This is a genomic window from Devosia sp. Leaf64 (assembly GCF_001421945.1).
In the GTDB taxonomy this organism is placed as follows: domain Bacteria; phylum Pseudomonadota; class Alphaproteobacteria; order Rhizobiales; family Devosiaceae; genus Devosia.
The window spans coordinates 1-20,017 of the sequence record NZ_LMLO01000016.1 but is presented as its reverse complement, the minus strand read 5'-3'; the positions used below and the strand labels follow the sequence as shown (position 1 = coordinate 20,017).

16 protein-coding genes are annotated in these 20,017 nt (G+C 60.6%); 12 read left to right on the top strand and 4 right to left on the bottom strand.

Going from position 1 to position 20,017, the window contains the following annotated elements:
* Window positions 1–9 precede the first annotated feature (9 nt).
* From rfbA to lhgO, 5 genes are read left to right on the top strand one after another with little or no spacing between them, the layout of a single operon-like run.
* Entirely contained in the window at window positions 10–888 is an 879-nt protein-coding gene (rfbA, locus tag ASE94_RS08525) for a glucose-1-phosphate thymidylyltransferase RfbA (protein WP_062630054.1), read from the top strand.
* Window positions 885–1,460, top strand: a complete 576-nt coding sequence (rfbC, locus tag ASE94_RS08520) for a dTDP-4-dehydrorhamnose 3,5-epimerase (protein WP_062630053.1) — start codon at window positions 885–887, stop codon at window positions 1,458–1,460. The genes rfbA and rfbC overlap by 4 nt, the downstream gene beginning before the upstream one ends.
* A complete protein-coding gene (rfbB, locus tag ASE94_RS08515; RefSeq protein WP_062630052.1) occupies window positions 1,457–2,521 on the top strand; it encodes a dTDP-glucose 4,6-dehydratase in 1,065 nt (354 codons plus the stop codon). Before rfbC ends, rfbB begins: the two co-directional genes overlap by 4 nt.
* Window positions 2,518–3,417 carry a dTDP-4-dehydrorhamnose reductase gene (gene rfbD, locus ASE94_RS08510; RefSeq protein ID WP_062630051.1) on the top strand — a complete coding sequence of 300 codons (900 nt, stop codon included), beginning with the start codon at window positions 2,518–2,520 and terminating at the stop codon, window positions 3,415–3,417. Before rfbB ends, rfbD begins: the two co-directional genes overlap by 4 nt.
* 15 nt (window positions 3,418–3,432) lie before the next feature.
* Window positions 3,433–4,644: an L-2-hydroxyglutarate oxidase gene (lhgO, locus tag ASE94_RS08505; protein WP_062630050.1), complete on the top strand. Its 1,212-nt coding sequence runs from the start codon at window positions 3,433–3,435 to the stop codon at window positions 4,642–4,644.
* A gap of 755 nt (window positions 4,645–5,399) precedes the next feature.
* On the opposite strand, the gene ASE94_RS20945 is transcribed toward lhgO, so the two are convergent.
* The 4 genes from ASE94_RS20945 to ASE94_RS08490 all read right to left on the bottom strand — a co-directional run bounded on the left by ASE94_RS20945 (window position 5,400) and on the right by ASE94_RS08490 (window position 9,283).
* Window positions 5,400–5,552 (bottom strand): hypothetical protein, encoded by a 153-nt coding sequence (locus ASE94_RS20945; RefSeq protein ID WP_156352070.1) that lies wholly within the window; start codon window positions 5,550–5,552, stop codon window positions 5,400–5,402.
* Window positions 5,553–6,001: 449 nt separating this feature from the next.
* A complete protein-coding gene (locus ASE94_RS08500) occupies window positions 6,002–6,781 on the bottom strand; it encodes a metallophosphoesterase (protein WP_062630049.1) in 780 nt (259 codons plus the stop codon).
* A 21-nt stretch (window positions 6,782–6,802) separates the two neighbouring features.
* The gene (locus ASE94_RS08495) at window positions 6,803–8,077 is read right to left on the bottom strand and encodes an HAD family hydrolase (RefSeq protein ID WP_062630048.1); all 1,275 of its coding nucleotides are present in this window, start codon (window positions 8,075–8,077) and stop codon (window positions 6,803–6,805) included.
* Between the two features lie 177 nt (window positions 8,078–8,254).
* Window positions 8,255–9,283 carry a LacI family DNA-binding transcriptional regulator gene (locus ASE94_RS08490; RefSeq protein WP_062630047.1) on the bottom strand — a complete coding sequence of 343 codons (1,029 nt, stop codon included), beginning with the start codon at window positions 9,281–9,283 and terminating at the stop codon, window positions 8,255–8,257.
* Window positions 9,284–9,532: 249 nt separating this feature from the next.
* Here ASE94_RS08490 and ASE94_RS08485 point away from each other — a divergent pair, with 249 nt between their 5' ends.
* The 7 genes from ASE94_RS08485 to ASE94_RS08455 all read left to right on the top strand — a co-directional run bounded on the left by ASE94_RS08485 (window position 9,533) and on the right by ASE94_RS08455 (window position 19,764).
* Window positions 9,533–11,524, top strand: a complete 1,992-nt coding sequence (locus ASE94_RS08485) for an ABC transporter substrate-binding protein (protein ID WP_200913628.1) — start codon at window positions 9,533–9,535, stop codon at window positions 11,522–11,524.
* A 273-nt stretch (window positions 11,525–11,797) separates the two neighbouring features.
* A complete protein-coding gene (locus ASE94_RS08480; RefSeq protein WP_062630046.1) occupies window positions 11,798–12,790 on the top strand; it encodes an ABC transporter permease in 993 nt (330 codons plus the stop codon).
* Window positions 12,791–12,799: 9 nt separating this feature from the next.
* The gene (locus tag ASE94_RS08475) at window positions 12,800–13,948 is read left to right on the top strand and encodes an ABC transporter permease (protein ID WP_082461101.1); all 1,149 of its coding nucleotides are present in this window, start codon (window positions 12,800–12,802) and stop codon (window positions 13,946–13,948) included.
* A 5-nt stretch (window positions 13,949–13,953) separates the two neighbouring features.
* Complete coding sequence (locus ASE94_RS21140) at window positions 13,954–16,035, top strand: ABC transporter ATP-binding protein (protein ID WP_082461099.1); 2,082 nt, start codon at window positions 13,954–13,956, stop codon at window positions 16,033–16,035.
* A 9-nt stretch (window positions 16,036–16,044) separates the two neighbouring features.
* Entirely contained in the window at window positions 16,045–17,028 is a 984-nt protein-coding gene (locus ASE94_RS08465; protein ID WP_156352069.1) for a Gfo/Idh/MocA family oxidoreductase, read from the top strand.
* A 180-nt stretch (window positions 17,029–17,208) separates the two neighbouring features.
* Window positions 17,209–18,873, top strand: a complete 1,665-nt coding sequence (locus ASE94_RS08460) for a Na/Pi cotransporter family protein (protein WP_062630044.1) — start codon at window positions 17,209–17,211, stop codon at window positions 18,871–18,873.
* Window positions 18,874–19,149: 276 nt separating this feature from the next.
* The gene (locus tag ASE94_RS08455; protein ID WP_156352068.1) at window positions 19,150–19,764 is read left to right on the top strand and encodes a hypothetical protein; all 615 of its coding nucleotides are present in this window, start codon (window positions 19,150–19,152) and stop codon (window positions 19,762–19,764) included.
* The last annotated feature ends 253 nt before the right edge of the window (window positions 19,765–20,017 follow it).

Here is a 20,017-nt window from a genome sequence, read left to right as displayed (position 1 = left end):
GAGGCGGCATTGAAAGGCATTATTCTGGCAGGCGGCAGCGGCACGCGGCTCTACCCCCTGACACTGGCAGTCTCCAAACAGATATTGCCGGTCTACGACAAGCCCATGGTTTATTACCCGCTGAGCACGCTGATGCGGGCGGGCATTCGCGAGATCCTGATCATCTCGACCCCACGCGACTTACCGGTCTTCCAATATCTCCTAGGCGACGGCGCCGAGTTCGGGCTTGCCCTGAGCTATGCCGTGCAGCCCGAACCCAAGGGGCTGGCAGAGGCCTTCATCATCGGCCGCGATTTCATCGGCGACGACAGGGTCGCCATGATCCTTGGGGACAATCTCTATTTCGGCGATGGCCTGACCGAGCTCAGCCGCACCGCCGCCGAGCGCGAGGACGGGGCGACGGTCTTTGCCTATCAGGTTGAAGACCCTCAGCGCTACGGCGTCGTCACCTTCGACCCATGCACCAACAAAGCGGTGCACATCGTCGAAAAGCCCGAGTTCCCCCAATCGGACTGGGCCGTCACCGGGCTTTATTTCTACCCCAATGACGTGGTCGATATCGCCGCCGCAAACGGCCCCTCGGCGCGCGGCGAGCTCGAGATAACGGCCATCAACAATAGCTATCTTACCCGCGGGCTTCTGCATGTGGCGCGGCTCGGCCGCGGCTATGCCTGGCTCGATACGGGTACGCATGAAAGCCTTCATGATGCAGGGTCTTTCGTGCGCACGGTTGAACAGCGGCAGGGCATGCAGATCGCGTGTCTTGAAGAAATCGGACTTGAACTCGGCTGGCTCGATGCCGACCGGGCCATGGCGCGGGCGGGACTGCTCGGCAGTACGCGCTATGCCAAATATCTCAAGCGGCGCATCGGGGAGTTGGCCCAATGAGTCTTTCCGTCCGGCGCCTGTCACTCCCAGGCGTGCTCGAGATCGTGCCGACGCAGCACAGTGATGACCGTGGTCTTTTCAGCGAAGTCTGGAATGCCGCCGACCTGGCGCGCCATGGGGTGATCGTCGATTTCATCCAGGACAACCACTCGATATCGCGTCTGCGCGGCGTGATGCGCGGTCTTCACTATCAGCTTCCGCCCTTTGCCCAGGACAAGCTCGTTCGCGTAGTGCGAGGTGCGATCTTTGATGTCGCAGTCGATATCAATCCAGATTCGCAAACATTCGGCCAATGGGTGTCGGCCGAGCTTTCCGCCACGCGCTGGAACCAGCTTTTCGTTCCTGCCGGCTACGCCCATGGCTTTGTGACCACGCAGCCCGATACCGAGGTTATCTATAAGGTTTCCAATCCCTATAGTTGCGAACACGAACGGTCGATCCGTTTCGACGATCCCCAGCTCGCCATCGCGTGGCCGATCAAGGCCGATGACATGCTGCTGTCTGAAAAAGACCGGCTGGCGCCTACGCTCGACGCCGCTGATCTGCCCGCCATGAGAGAGAACGTCGCATGAAGATACTCGTCACCGGCGGCGCCGGCTTCATCGGCTCTGCGGTTTGCCGGCACATGGCCCGAAACCCCGACAATACCATCGTCGTCCTCGACAAGCTGACCTATGCCGGAGGTCTTGCAGCCCTTGATCCCGTCCGACAAACGCCGCGCTTTGTTTTCGTCCGCGGCGATATCGGCGACGAGGCCCTGGTCGGCAAATTGCTTGTGTACCACCAGATCGACCACATCATGCATCTAGCCGCCGAAACCCATGTCGATCGCTCGATCGATGCGCCCAGTGCCTTCATGGTCACCAATGTCATGGGGACATATTCACTCCTCCAAGCGGCGCTGGCCTACTGGCGGAGCCTTTCTTCAGGGGACCGCGACGGTTTCCGGTTTCATCATGTGTCGACCGATGAAGTGTTTGGCGACTTGCCCTTTGACGATAGCCGCTTCACCGAGACGACGCCCTATGCGCCATCCTCGCCCTATTCGGCATCAAAGGCCGCCTCCGACCATCTGGTGCGCGCCTGGCACCGGACCTATGGTCTGCCTGTGGTCCTCTCCAATTGCTCGAATAATTACGGGCCTTACCATTTTCCCGAAAAACTCGTGCCCCTGATGATCCTTAACGCGCTCGATGAGCGGCAGCTGCCGGTTTATGGCGCGGGGGCCAATGTGCGCGACTGGCTCTATGTCGAGGATCACGCCCGCGCCCTGGTGACGGTCAGCCAGAGCGGCACTGTAGGAGAGAGCTACAATATCGGCGGCGAGGCTGAATGCAGCAATCTCGATCTCGTGCATCAGCTTTGCATGCTGCTCGACCAGAAAGAGCCCCGGCGCAATGGGGGACGCTATGCTGATCTCATTCACTTCGTTTCCGACCGGCCTGGCCACGACCGGCGCTATGCCATGGATATCGATAAGGTCGGGCGCGAGCTCGGATGGAGGCCGGAAGAAACGCTGCAGTCAGGCCTCTCCAAAACCGTCGACTGGTATCTCGCTCATGCCGCCTGGTGGCGCCCCCTGCGCCAATCCGGCCATTCGATCGAACGCCTGGGAAAGGCCGTTGCCTCATGAAAATTGTTGTCAGCGGCAGGACCGGGCAGCTCGCCCAATGCCTCGTCGAACGCGCCATCTTTCATGGCGATATTGAACTGATCACGCTCGGCAGGCCCGAATTTGACCTCCTCGAACCACAATCGCTTTTACGCTATCTCGACCGCATCAGGCCCGATGTCGTCGTTTCCGCTGCGGCCTATACCGCCGTCGATCAGGCAGAAAACAAGCCTCACCTTGCCTTTACCGTCAATGCCGATGGTGCGGGTCACCTGGCGGCCGCCGCCGAGCAGGTGGGCGCGTCGATTATCCATATGTCGAGCGACTACGTGTTTTCCGGCGACAAGGGCTCGCCCTATGATGAACGCGACGCCGCCTCTCCGCTCAGCGCTTATGGGCTTTCAAAATATTCTGGCGAACTGGCGGTCAGCGCCGCCAATGGCCGGAGCGTGATCCTGCGCACCGCCTGGGCCCATAGCCCCTATGGCCGCAACTTTGTCCGCTCCATGCTCGATCTCGCCGCCACACGGCATCGCCTGCGCGTCGTCGCCGATCGTTTCGGCTCGCCCACCTCCATGCTCGATGTGGCCGATGCCATACTTCACGCCGCCGGCCGGCTGAGCGTTGCCAACTATGGCACCTATCACCTGGCCAATCGTGGCGGCACCAGCTGGGCGGGCCTTGCCAACCATGTGCTGGCCGCCAGCCGCGCCGTGGGCGGGCCTTGGGCCGAAGTCGAGGAAATTACCGCCGCCGAGTATCCGATGCCCGCCCCGCGCCCGGTCAATAGCCAGCTCACAAGTGCCTTTTTCGAGCGCAGCTTCAAATGGCCCATGCCCTCCTGGCAGGAAAGTGCCACTGCTGTCGCCCAGCGCCTCGCACGGGAAATGATCCTGCCGCTCATGAGGCATAGATGACTCCGGGCCTCCGCCGTGACCTATGACTGTTGCATCATCGGGGCGGGCATTGTTGGGCTAGCCACGGCGATGAGCCTTTTGCAGCGGCAACCGCGCCTGCGCCTCCTGATCCTTGAAAAGGAAAAGACCGTCGCCGCGCATCAGACCGGGCATAATAGTGGCGTCGTGCATTCGGGCGTCTATTATCATCCCGATAGCCTCAAGGCGCGACTTTGTCGGCAAGGCTGCGCCGAGATGAAGCAGTTTTGCGCCGACCATGGCGTTCCACTGGAGACGATCGGAAAACTCATCGTTGCCACATCCCAACTCGAATTCGAGCGGATGCTGGCCATCTCCCAGCGCGCGGCCGACAATGGCATCGCTGTTGAACGGCTCAATCACCACGAGTTGAGACAGCTAGAGCCGGACATCACCGGCCTTGGCGCCCTTCATGTGGGCTCGACCGCCATAACCGACTATCGTGCCGTCTGTCAGGCCATGCTCGCCTTGCTGATCAGGCTGGGCGCCGAGGCTCGCTTTGGCGTTGAGGTGACGGGCATCGTCGAGCGACCAGATGCCATCAGCATAGACCTAGCAAACGGCGGTACGGTTATCTCAGACAGGCTCGTTGCCTGTGCTGGGCTGCAGTCGGATCGGCTTGCCCGCTTGGTCGGCCTCGCGCCCGACAGTCGTATCGTGCCGTTCAAGGGAGAATATTACACCTTGCCCAAAAGTCGATCTAGCCTCGTGACGCACCTGATCTATCCCGTTCCCGATCCGAAACTTCCATTCCTCGGCGTGCACCTCACCCGGCATATCAATGGCGAGATCAGCGTTGGGCCCAACGCTGTCCTTGCCCTGTCGCGCGAAGGATATGACCGGCACAGTCTCGATCGGGCTGATGTACATGATACGCTCAGCTACGGCGGTTTCTGGCGCTTCGCCCGGTCCAACCTGCGCTCCGGCGCGCGGGAGCTGGCCCTATCCCTCTCCAAGCAGCACTACCTGACCGCGGTCAAAAAATACTGCCCGTCGCTGGTGCTTGCAGACCTTGAAAGATACTCTTCCGGTATCCGCGCCCAGGCCATTAATGCGCAAGGCCAACTGGTAGACGACTTCCAGTTCGCCCGTACGGCGCGGACCTTTCATGTGCTCAATGCCCCCTCACCGGCAGCAACCTCTTCGCTCCCTATAGGCAGGATGATCGCGGAGGCCATGGGTTACAATTCGCAATCCGCGTACAGGTAATCTTATCCAAGCTTAAGCCGCGGGTCGCATCTGCGACCGTGTACTACTCCAAGATCACCTTGTGGTCGTCTCTCCGGCTCACAGCCAAAGCGACCGCATGCGGAAGACCGAAACCCTTGGTCGCTTCTTGAACAAGGCGTGCACTTCTCAAGCACGACATCTTTGCCGCTCGTGACCTCTATACGCTGCCCAGACCCATTAGGCAGGTCGCGGGTGATCCTTTCCGCTATAGCTACGTCCATATAAAAAGACCGGCGCGCCAGCACGTTCGCACGCTGCATAGCCTGCTCCCCGGCTTAACTGATGGCTTCCTCCTATTTGTTGGCGTTCTCAAGCAGCATGGTATGACCCCCCTGCGATATGTCACCCACAAAAGTTGGGGCAGGGGAGCAAAACTTCGGCCCTGTTCAAATACCCAGAATTTTGACGTTAGGCCCCCGCGCTTTGGCTCGCGATGACACGGGCGGCAGCAAGCGCTCATTGAATGGCGCTGGGACTGTGGGAGGCTCTAACTTCCAAGTCGGATAGAGCCTGTTGCCGTAACGAGATCGGGTCGGTCGGGGAGCGCCCGGCCAATGGCCAGCAATAGGGTCGCATGCCCCCCCCCGCTGTTTGGCATCGCGCCAGCATAGTCCCAGCAGCGCCGTGCAGATGAGGCCAGAGCATGGCGCTGCGATCCTCGTGAGCCCTGGCCCTGTTCGATCGGTATCAGTCTGCGGGCGCTGTCAATATCATCGAGCTGGTGGTGCGCCGCCTCAGGGGACGCGCAGCCCGGCGCCATAGTCGATCCCGAGGGCAGCCCAGTATCCGATGCCGGGTACGGCCTGACGCAGCCTGCCTGCCTCCGCGATGCTGAGCAGGTCCGGCAATTGGCGCTGCTGGCGGGTGATCACCAGGGTCTGGGACAAATGAGGGCGCTTGAGCTGTACCTCGAACAGGAATCGCAGGGCCGAGACGGCATCATTAATCCTCGAGGGACGATGCCGTTCTCATGCTGAAAAGCTGGTAGAAACGAAGATCGTCTGCCCTCTTGGCGCCGTCCCAGAGATACGGCAAGGCGCCGGTCCTGACGGACATAATCGTGCTAGGTGTGAACGCCCATCCTGACAAGGGGAAATGTCCGATAACGCCGGTTGCCTTAGCTATCGCGTCTCGAAGTGGCCGATTTCGATCCGGCTTCGCCAATCGACTTGGAGTTATCTTGAGCTGCTGTTCAGATTTCAGCTCTAAGCTGGATTGAGCTTCCACGCCAGGTCGTTGAGGCCCATGTCCGCCAAATGATCAGCCACTCTTTGCCATGTGATGATCCGTGGCGCTCCCCGCGGGCAGGTCGTGCGCTTGGTATAGATTTTCTCGATCAGACGATTTCGGAATTGCCGTCTATATAGCTGTCGAAATGCACCGTCGTCTGGTCCTCTTCGCCGATAACGAAGGCCATTTGTGCCGGCCCGGCAAGGCGGCGCATGGGAACGTGGTCCTGGTCCACCGTGCAGTAATAGTGGCCACCGGCAAGGGTGGTGAAGGGGATGCCGCGCCAGAGGGCGGTCGAGGTCAAGTGGACATGGCCAGCGATGACCTGGCGAATGTCGGGATGGGTCTTGAGCGCGGCGATGAAGGGTTCAGCGTCGAGGATGCGAATGTCATCGGAGTTGATCTGGAGCGCATTGGCATTGTGATGGAGGATCACGATGACCGGGCGGTCCGATGCCTCGACAAGTCGGGCCTTTAGCCAGGCGATCTGAACCTCGGTGAGCACGCCGTCGACGCGTCCGGGCTCGGAGGAATCGAGGAGAATGATGCGATAGCCTTTGGCGTCGAGGGCTTTGTCGATCTTGCCGGTTTCGGCGAGGTATTCCTCGCCGAAAACAGAGACAAAAGTCTCGCGATCGTCATGATTGCCGAGAGTCAGATGGACCGGGATTTCTATCCGGTCGATCAGTGACTTGAGGCGCTCATAGGCGGCGGGTTGACCAAGATCGGTGAGGTCCCCGGCAAAGACGCAGAAATCGACAGTGTGGTAGCGGGCGGCGATGGTTTGGACGGCTTGCGCAAGCCTTGCGCCGGTGTCGAGCGTCACCGAAAGCTCGCCCTCCGGCATGACGTGAAGGTCGCTGAGGACGATGAATTTGAGGGTCATGGCTGAGCGGTCCGCTAGGTTTTAGGCAGTCTGACGCAGTTTAATGTCAGGGAGAGGCAGCGCCGGATTTTGGCTCGCGCGGGCCATGGCCAATTCGATTTCTTCAAGCAAAGCAGGGAGTTCGCCGGGAGTGCGAATGGTGTAGCGCGGCACTTCGTGGGCGAATTCGGGGATGTGGCTGCGCTTCTTGGACCAGCTCTGCCAGATGCTAATGATGCCAAGTTTGTTGGCGCCGCCAATGTCGCGCTCGAGATGATTGCCGACCATGACGATTGCGTCCGCGTCGTCCGGTCCTAAGCCTAAGGAGTGCATAGCTTTTTCAAACATGCGGCGATCGGGCTTTTCGCAGCCTTCGGCTTCGGAAATGACCTGGGTGTGGAAGTGCGGTTCGATGCCGTGGCCACCGAGGATGGTGGCAAAGCTGCGGACGCGGCCGTCGGCGACGAGGGCCAGGCGATAGCCTTCGCGGGTGAGGGCGTCGATCATCTCCAGGGCGCCGGGGATAAGTCCAGCTTCAATGACATAGCCTTTGGCGTCGAAAACTTCGGTCGCTTCATTGACGAGGGTGTCGCCGCTATCCAAAAACACCGCTTTGAGAAGGGGTTGCTGGGCGCGCACATCAGCGAGCACGGCTTTTACGCGGCCCGGAATCCAGGCAACGAGTTCGGTCCAGGAGGTGAAATCGACCGTGGATAGATCAACGCGCTGGTGGAACTGAAAAGACGGCAGGAAGGCGCGGGACTGCAGGTGGCGCTTCACGGCGCGGTGGTCTTCGGCGGTGAAGCCGTGGAGTGCCTCACCGAACATATCGTTGATGAGAATGGCGCCGCTGCCAGCGAGGTCCCGGCAGGCGAGGGTGATGTCTGCGGCGACGGCGCGCTGGGCGTCGGCTGTGGCGGTGAAGGCGTGCTTGCCCGGAGCGGAAAACAACGTGACGCGGCCCTCTTCGAGGGGGAGGGTACCGTCGGGGAGAGCCATCGAGTACACGCCGCCATGGGCGCTGGCTTCGACGGCGACCACGCTATTTTCGGCGTCAAGGTGGAGCCAGATATGTTCGAGCTCATAGAGGTGCTGAATATCCCAGTCCCACCAGATGGCATATTCGATGACCTTGGCGATGCCTGAGCCGAGGGTGATCGCGTGGCTCGCTGAGGGTGAGGGGCTGGGCTCGGTAAAGACCGTGACACCGATGCGGCTTGGGAGAAAAGGCTCGTTATCGCCAAATCGGATGTTGGGCGCGAGGTGGCGAGCGAGCTCGAGATATGCGCTGGTGGCGACCTTATTGGATGGTGACATAAAACTTCCTCCCGCGCTAAAAAGCAGTTTCCAATCTTGTAATCGTTTTCAAACTTATGCGGCAAGATGGTGAGACGGATATTTTTGCGATGGCGCATTTCTCCCGAGATTTTCCGTTTCGCCGAAATTTGGCGTGGAGCTCGTCGATTATAGCGCGTGCGGACGTCACGAGGATTATTAAGCGAGCGGGATGGTCGAGGCGCGGGCGATGAGGGTGTTTTCGAGGACCACCTGGCGCGGCGACTTGCTGGCGCTGGTCATATGGTCGATCAGCGTCATAGCGGCGATCTGACCCATTTCGTGGATCGGCTGGGCGATGGTCGAGAGCGTTGGGAAGGTGACGGCAGATTCTAGAACGCCATCATAGCCGAGGATCGAGAGGTCGCGGGGCAGGTCTAATCCGAGACTATGGGCGGCGTGCATAACGCCGATGGCTAGCATATCTGTGGTGCCGAAAATGGCCGTCATACCGGGATTGCCGGTGATCATGGCGGCGCCGGTTTCGCGGCCAACATCGAAGCTGGCGCTTTCAAAGGGCGGCGAGAAGATGATCTCCACATCGGTTGCAAGATCTTGTGCGGCCTGGCGAATGCCGCGGACGCGCTCGCTGCCGACATCCTGGCTGCCGCCGCGTTGGGCGACACTGCCGGCGACGATGCCGATCTTGCGATGGCCGAGCTCGATCAAGTGGCGCATGCCTTGATAGCCGCCCGAAAAATTGTCGCAGACCACCGAGCTGATGGCGGGAATCTTTGGCTTCATGTCGACAAAGGCGACGGAAATGCCGCGCTCCTGCAGGAGTTTGACCTGTTTTACCGTGCGGGCGTTCGTGCCGGATGGCCGGATGATGACGCCTTGGACACGCATGTCGAGCATGGTCTCGAGATAGGCCTCTTCGCGATCGGCGTCGCCATTGGTCGAGCAGAGCAGCACGCGATAGCCCTGGTCGAACATGGTGGTTTCGATGGCATAGGCGAGGGCGCTCGAGAAGGGTGTGCGCTGCTGACGCAGCAGAACGCCGACGATGTTGGATTGTTGGGTGCGGAAGGAGCTGGCGAGGCCATTGCGGCGATAGCCGAGGCTGTCGATGGCTTTATTGACCGCCTCGCGCACTTCCGGCCGCACATGGGCATAGCCATTGAGGACGCGTGAGACAGTCGCGATCGACACGCCCGCGAGCTTTGCAACGTCCTTGATGGTGACCACTTGGTTAGCATTCCGTTAGCATCGAGCGCAGCTTAAGGCCCTTTGCGATAGCATTTTGCACCGCGTTGAACCATGTCGATTTTCCTAGCTTGTATTGAAAACGTTTACAAGATAGCGTCACTAAACCGATAGAGGTGGGAACTAGTGACGAGGGGCAAAAGCACCCTCAGGAAGGTGAGGCTTCCGGCTCCAAACCCACCGGCCGGACCTCGGAGGATGCGAAGTGTTCATTTCGTGGGAGGGAAGCAAATGCAGATGGTTCGTTATGGCGTGACCCGGCTGATGGCAGCGTCGCTGCTGCTCGGGGTGGCAACTATGCCCGGCGCGATGGTGCTGCCTGTGGCGGCGCAGGAACAAGCGGCGGCAGTTTGCGCCAGCGGGTTTACCGAAGCGCCGCAGCTCAAGGCTATGGTCGATGCCGGCACCTTGCCGCCCGTGGCCGAGCGCCTGCCGGCCGAGCCGCTGGTGATCCAGCCGGCCGAGGAAGTCGGTGTCTATGGCGGGCAGTTCATCGATAGCTGGGGCGGCGGCAATATCGCCGATATGCGCCAGTTCGGCTACGAACCTCTGGTGCGTTGGAGTGTCGATGGCTCCGAAGTCGTACCGGGGATCGCCAAGAGCTGGGATGTTTCGGAAGACGCGCGAAGCTATACCTTCCATCTGCGCGAGGGGATGAAGTGGTCTGACGGGCAGCCGTTTACCGCTGACGACATCCTCTTCTGGTGGGACCGCGTCGAGAACAATCCGAAGGTGATGACCGGCGGACCGCGGGCCGAGCTCAAGAACAATGGCGCTGTGCCAACCGTGACCAAGGTCGACGATTATACGGTCACCTTTGCCTATGAAGAACCGAACGGGCTCTTTCTCCAGAATATGGCCGGGCCTTATGGCCAGCGCGCCGTGCAGTTTCCAAAGCACTATATGGAGCAGTTCGATATCGACCTGAACCCCGATGGTGTGGCCGAGAAGATGGCAGCGGCTGGGGCGACCGATTATGCGGCGTGGTGGAAGGGCAATGTCGGCTCCTATAATGATCCGGCCCAGTTCAATGACCCCAAGCGCCCCTCTATCCATGCCTGGATCGGGACCGATACGCTGCTCGGCAAGGAGCGTGTCACATACGTCCGCAATCCCTATTATTTTGCGGTCGATCCGTCCTGCCAGCAATTGCCCTATATAGACGAACGCGTTTGGGCGGTGGCGGCTGATCCGGAGGTCACGCTGCTGCAGTCGATCCAGGGCCAGATCACCATGTCGCCGCGCAACGTGTCGACGCCGCAGAACCGGGCCGTGTTTTTCGACAATCAGCAGGCCGGCGACTATCGGCTCGTGCCCGCTTCAAGCTGCGACTACAACACGGCTGTTCTCGGGTTCTCCGTGACCCATCCCGATCCGGTCAAGGCGCAGGTGTTTGGCTCGAAGGATTTCCGCGCCGGCGTATCGCTCGCCATCAACCGGCAGGAAATCATCGACACGATCTATCTGGGGCAGGGGGAGCCATTCCAGCCCGCACCACTGCCGAATTCGCCGTTCTACAACGAAAAGCTCGCCAAGGAATTCACCGAATTCGATCTCGCCAAGGCGCAGGAGCATCTCGACAAAATCATCCCCAAGGACGCCAGCGGCGTGCGCGTCGGGCCGGATGGAAAACCGTTCAAGTTCTCGGTCGAGATCAATGCCGACTTCAAGCCGGACACGGTCGATGCATTCCAGTTGATCGAGCGAACCTGGAAACAGGCCGGGCTCGATGTGACGGTCAACTATCACTCCGATGAACTCTTCGGAAATGCGCGGGCCAAGCCCGAGGCCGATGCGGCCGTATGGGTGGGCGAGAATGGCTGCGGTCAGTTGCCGCTTCTCAATCTCAGCCGGTTCATGAACGACTACGGCTATTGGTCGCTCGGCAATTGGTCGGGTTGGGCCGCCTGGGACATGAAACGCCTCAACCCTGACGCAGAACTGGCTGAGGGTGTCAGTGTCGTCGAGCCGCCGGCCAATGTGCAGCGCCTTTATGAACTGCGGTCGTTGATCCCGACGACGATCGGAGAGGAACAGACGGCGCTGATGCAGGAATTCACCGATCTCCTCGCCGAAGAGTTTCTGACCATCGGCATCGCCAACCCGGCGGGGTACTACCGCTCGGTCAAAAACAACCTGCACAATGTGCCGGCTGAGGTGATCGAAGGTTGGCTCTATCCGGGTCCGGCACCGGCGAATTTTGCGACGTTCTTCTTCAAGTAAGTTCACTCCCTGCAAGCGGGATAGCCGCGGGAGACTGCGGCTGTCCGATGTTCAATTGCAGTGCCACGCCCTCGTGGTTCGAGGGTCGCTACGCTCCCGCCTCACCATGAGGGCTACTGGGGCGCGGTGGCACGAGTAGTCCTCATGCTTTGCACAGCAAAGCCTCGAACCGTGATCACCGGTAGCAATAGCTCCAGTGGAGCTATTGCCGGGAAGAACGCCCAGAGCGCTACGCGCGTCGGGCTATGGGCGTGGCACTGAAAGGAGACCGCGATGGGTTCGTTCATGATACGCCGGATCATCTATGCGATCCCGGCGCTGATCGCGGTGTCGTTGATTTCGTTTCTCGTCATCGCCATTCCGCCCGGCGACTATGTCACGCGGCTCGCCGAGATGTCGGCGGCGGCTGGCGATGTAATGCCGATGGCAGAGCAGGAGGCCATGCGCAAGGCCTATGGGCTCGATCTGCCATTGATGGTTCAATACTGGAACTGGATCAGCGGCGTCGTGCTGCGCGGCGATTTTGGCTATTCGTTTTCGTTCAATCTGCCGGTGAAAGACGTCATCTGGCCGCGGCTCGGGCTGACGATCGTCCTGTCAGTTGCGAGCCTCCTTTTCATCTGGGTTGTCGCCATTCCGATCGGGATTTTCTCGGCGGTGAAGCGCTATTCGGCCGGCGATTATCTCGCGACATTCCTCGGCTTTCTCGGCCTGGCCATTCCCAATTTTCTCCTGGCGCTGGCGGCAATGTATATCGCCTTTGCCTGGTTTGGCGTGAATGTCGGTGGGCTGTTCTCGCCGCAATATGTCGAGGCGCCGTGGAGTTGGGAGCGGGTGCTCGATCTCCTGGGCCATCTCTGGCTGCCCATGATCGTGTTGGGAACAGCGGGCACGGCGAGCGTCATTCGGGTGATCCGCGCCAACCTGCTCGATGAGCTGCACAAGCCCTATGTGACTGCGGCGCGGGCCAAGGGGAAGGGCGAGTTTTCGCTTTTGATGAAATATCCGGTCCGGCACGCGCTCAATCCGTTCGTGTCCGGCCAGAACGATGTTTTCGTCGACATCGTCTCAGGCGGCACCATCGTCGCCATCGTCATGGGGCTGCAGACGACGGGGCCGCTGCTGCTCGACGCGCTGAGGACGCAGGACATGTACATGGCCTCAAGCTTTATCCTGATGCTGTCGGTGCTCGTGGTGATCGGGACGCTGCTGAGCGATTTGCTGCTGGCCTGGCTCGATCCGCGCATTCGGTATCAGCAGGGCTAGGAGGCCGGCATGAGCACGTTTGACGAAACCACTGGCCAGGTCGCGCCCGTCGCCAAAACCCATCAGCGAGGGCGCGGCTTTGATGGGCATTGGGCGCTGGTCTGGCAGAAATTTCTGCGACACAGGCTGGGCGTTGCGGGCGGAGTCGTTGTGATCCTTGCCTATGTGGTCGCTGCGATCCCCGAGTTTTTGGCGCCGGTGACGCTCGAAGCCTATAATCCGGCCTATAGCTATGCGCCGCCGCAGACGCTGCATCTAGGGCGGGACGACGGCGGAGGCTGGCAATTCAGGCCCCATGTGAACGCCTATAAATCCGAGATCGATTATAATTCGGGACGGCGGACATTTGTCGAGGATGAGAGCCAGCCGATCGATCTCGCGCTTTTCGTCGAGGGCGAGAGCTACAACCTCTTCGGCTTCATTCAGACCAATCGGCATCTCTTTGGCCCGGTCATCGAAGGGCAGCCATTCTTCCTTTTTGGGGCGGATCGGCTGGGGCGGGATATTCTGAGCCGCACGATCTATGGCACGCGGATATCGATGACCATCGGGCTGATCGGGGTGGCGCTGAGCCTCGTCTTCGGCATCCTGATCGGCGGGATATCCGGGCTCTTTGGCGGGGTGACCGACAATGTTATTCAGCGGCTGATCGAGTTCATACAATCGGTGCCGGCGATCCCGCTTTGGATCGGCTTGGCGGCGGCCATTCCGGCAAGCGTGCCGCCGCTGCAGGTCTATTTTCTCATCACCATCATTCTCTCGGTGCTCGGATGGACCAGCTTGGCGCGTGTGGTGCGCGGGCGGTTCCTCGCCATGCGCAACGAGGATTTTGTTAAGGCCGCACGGCTCGATGGGTGCGGGCCCGTACGGATTATTTTCCGGCATATGCTGCCCAGCTTCCTGAGCCACATCATCGCGACGGTGTCGTTGGCCATTCCCGGCATGATCCTGGCGGAAACGGCGCTCTCCTATCTTGGCATTGGCCTGAGGACGCCGATCGTCTCCTGGGGCGTCTTGCTACAGGAGGCGCAGAACGTGCGCACGATTGCGTCGGCGCCATGGCTGCTGCTGCCGGGCGCAGCGGTGGTGGTGGCGGTGCTGGCGCTCAATTTCCTCGGCGATGGGCTGCGCGATGCGGCCGACCCCTATTCGGACTGAGGCGCATGGACAATCTCATTGAAATTCGCGATCTCCGCGTCACCTTTGCCGGGGCGATCGATGTGGTCAACGGGCTCGACCTCGATATCGCGCCGGGCAAGACGCTGTGCCTTGTCGGCGAAAGCGGTTGCGGCAAATCGGTGACGGCCAAGGCTATCCTGCAGGTGATCGATCATCCTGGGCGCGTGTCTGGCGGGTCGATCAACCTGCGGCAGCCCGATGGCTCGGTGCTCGATATCGCCAAGACCAAGCCGACAAGCCCGGTAATGCGGCATGTGCGAGGCGGCGATATCGCCATGATTCACCAGGAGCCGATGAGCTTCCTGTCCCCGCTCTATACGATCGGCAACCAGATCAGCGAAGCGCTGATGCTGCACCGTAAGGTCGGCGAGAAGGCCGCGCGAGCCGAGGGCATTCGCATGCTCGAAGAGGTCGGCATGCCGGATCCTGCGCGGCGCTATGACAGCTATACGTTCCAGCTTTCGGGTGGTCAGCGGCAGAGGGCGATGATCGCCATGGCGTTGATCAACAAGCCGCGGCTACTCATTGCCGACGAGCCGACAACGGCGCTCGATGTGACGACGCAGGCCAATATTCTCGACCTTTTGGCGCGGCTTCAGCGCGACACGGGCATGGGCGTATTGTTCATCACCCACGATCTTGGCGTCGTTGCGGAGATCGCCGACGAAGTGGCGGTCATGTATCTGGGCAAGATCGTCGAGCGTGGGCCAGTGCGCGAGGTGCTGGAGCATCCCAAGCATCCTTATACGCGTGGGCTGCTTGCTTCGATGCCGCGGCTCGACGGGGATTTCAAGGCGCCGCTGCAGGCTATTCGCGGCATGGTGCCGCCGCCGGCATTGCGGCCTGCGGGCTGTCCGTTTCATCCGCGCTGCGATTGGGCGCGGGCCGATATGTGTGGGCATGTGCAGGTGCTCGAAACCGAGCTGGGGCAAGATCATATGGTTGCCTGCCATGCCTATGGGCCGCAGGCGCACAAGTTCGATCGCGTGGATCGGCCTGTGGCGGCAACGGCGGCTGCCGCGCCGAGGGTGCGTGAGGAAAGTGCTGCGCCACTTCTCAGCGTGCGCGATATCAAGAAACACTTTCCCATCCGTTCGGGCTTTTTCCAGCGGCAGACCGGGGCAGTGCGGGCGGTTGACGCGGTTTCGCTCGATATTTTTCCCGGCGAGACGCTGGGGCTCGTGGGCGAGAGCGGCTGCGGGAAATCGACTTTGGGTCAGACCATTGTCGGACTCCACCGGGCCGATAGCGGGTCCATGCGCTTTGCCGAAGACGACAGGCCGGCAGTCGATCTTCTGGCGGCGCGCGGTGCGGAGGCACGGCGCCTGCGCACCGATATCCGCATGATCTTCCAGGATCCGACAGGATCGCTCAATCCGCGCATGCGGGTGCGCAATATCATTGGCGAAGTGCTGCAGGTCGAAGGCCAGCTTAGCGACGCCGAGATCGAGGCACGGGTTCAGGCGCTGCTCGCCAAGGTTGGGCTGAGCCCCGATTATGCGCAGCGCTATCCGCATGCATTTTCGGGCGGCCAGCGGCAGCGCATCGCCATTGCCCGCGCGCTGGCATCGGACCCGCGTCTAGTGATTGCCGATGAAGCGGTGTCGGCGCTCGATGTGTCGGTGCAGACCCAGATCATCAATATGATGAAGGCGCTGCAGGCCGAGATGGGTTTGACCTATCTCTTTGTCAGCCATGATCTCGGCGTTATCGCCAATATCAGCGATCGGGTGGCGGTAATGTATGCCGGGCGGATCGTCGAACTGGGATCGACCGAAGAGATTTTTCGCAATCCGCAGCACCCCTATACCGAGGCTCTTCTGGCGGCCATTCCGGGGCGCGGGGAGGCGGCGGGCGGGCGCATACGCCTTGGTGGCCATGTGCCCGATGTGGCGGGTCGGATCGAGGGCTGCGCTTTTGCCGATCGCTGCCCCTATGCGCTCGAGGCCTGTCGGCAGGTCCGGCCCGAACTCAAGGGAGCGGGTGGGCATCTTGACGCCTGCATCCGTTCCGATGAACTGCATCTGCGGCCGGTCGCGTCAAATGAGACGCTGGTGCCGGCGTAAGCGAGGAGAGTGCTTATGGTTTTGCGTCTTGGCGTGATCGGCGCCGGTCTCAAGGCGGCCGATTATGCGCGCGGCTGGGCAGCTATGCCTGAGGTGCAGATCGTCGCGGCGGCGGAGGTGAGCACGGGCTCGCTCGAGCGCTTTGCGGGCGTTTGCGAAGCGGCCGGCGCGGCGCGGCCCGAGGGCTTTGCCGACGCCGATGCGATGCTGGCGACAATGCAGGGCAAGATGGACGCGGTCTATGTGTCTACCCCGCACGTGTTCCATGGCGCCAATGCGCTGGCGGTGGTCGAGGCGGGCTATGACCTGCTGCTCGAAAAGCCGATGGTGACGACGCAGGACGAGGCGCTCAAGCTGGCTGAGGCGGAAAAGCGCACGGGACGGACCGTGGTCATCGCCTTCCAGGGCGGGTTGTCCCCGCTGATCCACGATACGCGCGACCGGGCGCGGCGCGGCGAATTCGGGGAACTGGTCAGCGTCAATGCCTCGATCTGGGAGGGCTGGAAGGACAATTATGCCGGGCAGTGGAAGCAGGACCCGGCAATCTCGGGCGGCGGCTTCATGTTCGATACCGGCGCGCATATGATGAATACGGTCTGCGTGCTGGCCGACAGCGAATTCGTCCGGCTTTCGGCCTTTGCAAACAATCGCGGACTGCGCGTCGATCTGGCAACGGCCGTGGCGGCGCGGTTGGCAAATGGCGCGCTCGTGACTTTCAATGCGGCTGGTGAAGGCCCGCCGGGCTGCGCCTCAGCGATCACGTTCTTCTATTCTAAAGCCATCGTGCGGGTTGATGCCTGGGGCAAGTGGCGCGAGATCGCCGATATACGCGAGGAAGGCGAGGTGCGGGATACGCCGATCCAGACATTCATGGCGGTGCGCGAAGGGCGGCTCGACAATCCCTCGACGGTAGCCAACGGCCTGCGGTTTGCCAAGCTCTGGGATGCCATCAAGGCGTCTGCAGCGCAGGACGGCACCGCGGTCGACGTCTAGGATCGCTTTGTGCTGCACATTTGTGCAGCACGTTCTCGCCTATTTCGATCATCGATCTTCTCGCTCACAAAACGCAAAAGTGCGGACAGTATTGCACACGCGTGCAAAGTTCGGTTGCGTCGCCCCCCGCCCTGTGTCCATGATTATTGTTCGGCGGCTTTGCGGTAAAGAGGAGGCCTGATGTACTTCATTATCGTTCATCTCGTGGCAGCCATCGTGCTCCTCCTTTGGGCCGTGCGCATGGTGCGGACTGCTGTGGAGCGTGCTTACTCGGCACAGCTCAAACGTACACTTGCCCATGCCGAGCGCAGCGCCTTTTCTGCTGCTACGGTCGGCGTCGGCATGGCCGTTGCGCTCCAGAGTTCGACGGCGGTGGCAGCGCTGGCATCGAGCTTTGCTTCGGGCGGTCTGCTCGCCGGCAGTACGGGGCTGGCGCTGATGCTGGGCGCCTATTTTGGGTCGGCGTTGGTGGCCTCAGTCCTCTCCTTCGACCTGACTCTGCTGACCGCGCCTTTGATCATTGTGGGCGGTGCGCTGTTCCTGCGCGCCAATGACCGGCAGATGAAGCAGTTGGGCCGCATGATCCTCGGCATTGCCTTTGTGCTCCTGTCGCTCGAAATGGTATCCGAGGCGACCGCGCCATGGCGTGAGAGCGACGTGTTGCTGATGGGGATCGACTATCTGCGGGGAGACCCTTGGACGGGATTTATCATCGCCGCGCTCGTGACCTGGTTTTCCTATTCGTCAGTGGCGAGCGTGCTCGTCATCATCACCTTTGGCGCTTCAGGCGTCATCCCGTTCGAGGTGGCCGCGGCACTGGTTCTCGGCGCCAATCTCGGCGGCACGCTGATAGCGCTCGGGATGACGCGCGGCGCCGACGTGCGGGCGCGCCGGATTGCGATTGGCGCGCTGTTGTTTCGCGGTGGCGCTGCGGTCATGGCGCTGGCCATCATCGAAATCTTCCAGGTGCGTTCGATTGGCCTGCCGGGGGATGTTGGGCTGCAGGCGAGTCTCTTTCATAGCGGCTTCAATCTCCTCGTCATGATCCTCGGCCTGCCGATGGTGGGGCCAGCCTCACGACTTCTCGACCGTTTTGTGCAAGCAGGGGCGAGTGAAGAGTCAACAGATCTCGCGCGCCTGCGCCGACCCGCGTTGACGGCATCAAGCCACGGCAATGTCGATGCCGATCTTGCGAGCGCTACCCGTGAACTCCTGCGCATGAGCGAGCTGGTGGAGGTGATGCTGCAGCCCACGATGGAAATCCTCAAGGGGGGCGACAAGGCTGCGATCCGGCGGGTCAAGGCGCTGGAGCCTGAGGTCGATCGCGCCAATGCCGAGATTAAGCTTTTTCTCTCCCAACTCGACTGGGACAATATGGACGAGGGTCAGACGAGCCGCGCGTCAGATCTCAGCACCTTTGCCATCAGCCTCGAACAGGCCGGCGACATCATTTCGCGCCAGCTTCTGCGGGTGGCCGACCAGCTCAACGACCGTCACCTGACCTTTTCGGCGCAGGGCTGGGAGGAGCTGCTGGACCTCCACACACGCGTGCTCGGCAATCTGCAACTGGCTCTCAACGTGCTTGTTTCCGAAGATATTGAATCTGCACGCCACCTTGTTGCGGAAAAGGACGAAGTGGGCATTCTGGAGCGCAACAGCGTCAGTCGGCATTTTGCGCGGTTGCGGACCGGCGATCCCAACAGTTTTGAAACCAGCGAACTGCACCTTCAAACACTACGCTCGCTGCGGCACATTAACTCGCTGCTATGTAGCGTTGCCTACTCGATCCTGAGCGAACAGGGCGAGTTGCTGGGTTCCAAGCTCGCCAGCCGCTCAGCACGCTAGACCCGCCTCTCTGGATGCAACTGATCATCCAGGCATTCGCGATGAACGCGCGTAACAACTCTTGCGTCGTTTTAGCTCGAGCGCTTCTCGCTATGGCCCACAACTTCAGCACCAAGACACAATGCGGCCCATTATGGCCATCGGAGTTGTCGTCGCGTGGCCGTAAACTCAGCACATTTGGCTTCTAGCCCTACTTGTGGTGGACGTTCATTTCCGGCCGCTTCATCGCGCTTCGACCAGCGCAAACTCAGACGTTTCAATCGTGAGGGTTCTGCCATGTTCAGGATTTTGCCCACTCTATCCATTTTCGCGCTCATCTCTGCCAGCGCGGTACAGGCTCAACAGTTTGTGGCTGCGGGGAGCACGTTGAGTGTGGGCGATGAGGCCACTGTGCCTTTTCTTCTGCCCAATGGTCCTGAAGTTCCGATCACGTTGACCGTCACCGATATCGAAGCTGGCAATATCGCCGATCTTTCCAATTTCGATGTTCCGGCTGAGCTTAACGACGCAACGCCCTATTACGTACGCTTCAGCTATACCAATGAAGGCGACGATGACCTTGGCGGTTATCAGGTTGCAGGCTTTGTGGGCCTGGATGCGGATAGGTCCGAACTTATGCCCTCAACGACCATGGGCGGTAGCGAGCCATTCACGGCTTGTCTAAACCCCGCTCCATCGACATTGACGGAAGGCGCAAGTCACGAGGGTTGTGTTCTCTTCCTAGTTCCCAAGGACAGTGAACTGGTCTCGGTCGGGTATCGCGGCAATTACCGTTATGAGGAAGGTAAGGACACCGAAGCCAACTTCCCGATTTATTACAATCCGGTGCTCTGGAGCTCAGAGGACGCTCCTAGCAAAAGCAAGGGCACTGTCGTTACGCCCGCAAACTAGCGACGCAGAGAGCCAGCACTTGGCAGCCGCAAGCCCTGCTCATTTTGCGCTTTTGAACGTCAAACATATTTTCCCGTTCAAAAGCGGCGGCAAGAAGGTCCACCCGTCCGCCATGAAAGGTTAGACCCCACCTAACTGAACATCTCCGAGTCCGACGCGCTCCTGATGACAGCGTAACCCATGTCCCGAAGTGAGCTGCTGCCGGTTCGGTAGACACTAAGTTAGGCTAGTTTTGCTTGCTCTTCGTATTCCA

What these genes read in the sequence shown, in the direction of transcription:
- rfbC (WP_062630053.1), top strand. Translation starts at nt 885, where the DNA reads ATGAGTCTTTCCGTCCGGCGCCTGTCACTCCCAGGCGTGCTCGAGATC.
- rfbB (WP_062630052.1), top strand. Translation starts at nt 1,457, where the DNA reads ATGAAGATACTCGTCACCGGCGGCGCCGGCTTCATCGGCTCTGCGGTT.
- rfbD (WP_062630051.1), top strand. Translation starts at nt 2,518, where the DNA reads ATGAAAATTGTTGTCAGCGGCAGGACCGGGCAGCTCGCCCAATGCCTC.
- ASE94_RS08500 (WP_062630049.1), bottom strand. Translation starts at nt 6,781, where the DNA reads ATGACCCTCAAATTCATCGTCCTCAGCGACCTTCACGTCATGCCGGAG.
- ASE94_RS08495 (WP_062630048.1), bottom strand. Translation starts at nt 8,077, where the DNA reads ATGTCACCATCCAATAAGGTCGCCACCAGCGCATATCTCGAGCTCGCT.
- ASE94_RS08485 (WP_200913628.1), top strand. Translation starts at nt 9,533, where the DNA reads ATGCAGATGGTTCGTTATGGCGTGACCCGGCTGATGGCAGCGTCGCTG.
- ASE94_RS08480 (WP_062630046.1), top strand. Translation starts at nt 11,798, where the DNA reads ATGGGTTCGTTCATGATACGCCGGATCATCTATGCGATCCCGGCGCTG.
- ASE94_RS08475 (WP_082461101.1), top strand. Translation starts at nt 12,800, where the DNA reads ATGAGCACGTTTGACGAAACCACTGGCCAGGTCGCGCCCGTCGCCAAA.
- ASE94_RS21140 (WP_082461099.1), top strand. Translation starts at nt 13,954, where the DNA reads ATGGACAATCTCATTGAAATTCGCGATCTCCGCGTCACCTTTGCCGGG.
- ASE94_RS08460 (WP_062630044.1), top strand. Translation starts at nt 17,209, where the DNA reads ATGTACTTCATTATCGTTCATCTCGTGGCAGCCATCGTGCTCCTCCTT.
- ASE94_RS08455 (WP_156352068.1), top strand. Translation starts at nt 19,150, where the DNA reads ATGTTCAGGATTTTGCCCACTCTATCCATTTTCGCGCTCATCTCTGCC.